The sequence below is a fragment of the Streptomyces sp. SID14478 genome, from assembly GCF_010548525.1.
Classification (GTDB): domain Bacteria; phylum Actinomycetota; class Actinomycetes; order Streptomycetales; family Streptomycetaceae; genus Streptomyces.
Genome location: NZ_JAAGMG010001328.1, coordinates 1 through 1,538, shown reverse-complemented (window position 1 = coordinate 1,538; position 1,538 = coordinate 1). Strand labels below are relative to the sequence as shown.

The 1,538-nt window shown below is 73.7% G+C and carries 3 protein-coding genes; 1 reads left to right on the top strand and 2 read right to left on the bottom strand.

The window, feature by feature from the left end; translation table 11 throughout:
• The coding region (locus tag G3I40_RS42080) for an alpha/beta hydrolase (protein ID WP_164560068.1) at nucleotides 1-518 on the bottom strand (518 nt) is incomplete at its 3' end.
• Nucleotides 515-1,072 carry a quercetin 2,3-dioxygenase gene (locus tag G3I40_RS42075; protein WP_164560067.1) on the bottom strand — a complete coding sequence of 186 codons (558 nt, stop codon included), beginning with the start codon at nucleotides 1,070-1,072 and terminating at the stop codon, nucleotides 515-517. The genes G3I40_RS42080 and G3I40_RS42075, both read right to left, overlap by 4 nt.
• Nucleotides 1,073-1,186: 114 nt before the next feature.
• Here G3I40_RS42075 and G3I40_RS42070 point away from each other — a divergent pair.
• On the top strand, nucleotides 1,187-1,538 hold a 352-nt coding region (locus tag G3I40_RS42070), incomplete at its 3' end, for a helix-turn-helix domain-containing protein (protein WP_164560066.1).

Genomic DNA, 1,538 nt, shown 5'->3' with positions numbered 1-1,538 from the left:
ACGACGGCCCCGGCGAGCGGCGGCTCCCGGTGCGTGAGCGCGAGGAGCGAGGCCAGATGGGCCCCCGCCGACTCGCCCCACACCACGGTCCGCCGCGGGTCGATGCCGAGTTCCTGCGCCCGTACGCCCAGCCAGCGCAACGCGTCCCGCAGGTCGTCCAGCGGTGCGGGGAACGTCGCCTCCCCGCTGAGCCGGTAGTCGACGCAGGCCACGGCGCAGCCGGCGGCCGCGATCCGCTCGAAGGGGCCGGGCTCCCACTGCCGGGTGCGTACGCCCATGTCGTCCCGGCGGCCCCGGCGCCAGGCCCCGCCGTGCACGAACAGCACGAGGGGAGCGGGGAGTTGCGCCTGCGGACCGGGCAGCCACAGATCGAGCTCCAGTGGGCGGCCGCCGTCGACGACGCCGTACGGGACTCCCCGCAGGACCCGCACGCCGTGTGCGCGCCCGGCGGCAGGCGGCAGGGGTGCGACGTCGGGATGCGGGGCGCCGATGATGCCCAGCAGCTCCGCCGGTGTCATGAGGTCCTCCACTGCTGGTCGGGCAGGAAGCGCACATCGTACTTCTGGGGGACGGTGGCGAACTTGTGCGGCTCGGGGACGAACGGCGGCCGCGGCAGCCCGTGGCCCTCGGCGGCGGTGCCCAGCGTCTCGAAGAACCGCTCGAAGGTGCCGCCGGGCCCGGCCGCGACGCCGACGACCTGGGTGTGGTGGCGCTCCATGCGGTACGCGTGCGGGCAGTTCTTCGGCACGAAGCCGAAGTCGCCCGGGGTGAGCAGCCGCTCGGTCTGCGCGCCCTCGGTGTCCTCGACGAACAGGCGGACGGCGCCCTGCGTCACGTAGAAGACCTCGTAGGTGTCGGCGTGCACGTGCGCCGGGATGATGTCGCCCTTGGGGCCCTCCACGGTGAAGAAGTTGAAGGTGTTCTCCGTCTGCTCGCCTCCGGCGTAGACCGTGACGAGGTCCCCGAACAGGTGCGCCCGGTCGCCGTCGCCCTTCTCGATGACGTACGGCTTGCCCGGCTCGGGCGGGATGTGGGAGGCGCTGCGGTAGCGGGTCGCGTATTCGATGGTCATGACTGCTCCCTCTCGCTTTGTCAGGCTGCCTGACAAACAGTGTTAGGTACCCTGACATGCGACGCGGGCGGCGGGCAAGTGCCCGGCCCGGACGCACAGGAGCGCGAGGATGCGATGACCGAGACCCGACGCGATCTGCCCCAACTCCTGGGCGGGGCCCGGCGCTGGTTCGAGGACGGGCTGCTCGCCGCCTTCGAGGCCGAGGGGGTGCCGGCGGTCACGCCGCCGCAGATGCAGCTCTTCGCCGCGCTCGACAAGGACGGCACCACGGTGGCGGAGCTGGCCCGGCGCACGGGCGTGACCCGGCAGACCGTGCACCAGGCGGTCCACTCGCTGATGGACGCGGGGCTCTTGGAGCAGGTGCCGGACCCCGCTTCGGCCCGCCGGCGGCTGATCCGCCGCACGCCTCGGGGCCGCTACGCCCACGAGCGGGCCCGCCGCACCCTCGACCGCCTGGAGGCCCGGC

What these genes read in the sequence shown, in the direction of transcription:
- G3I40_RS42075 (WP_164560067.1), bottom strand. Translation starts at nt 1,072, where the DNA reads ATGACCATCGAATACGCGACCCGCTACCGCAGCGCCTCCCACATCCCG.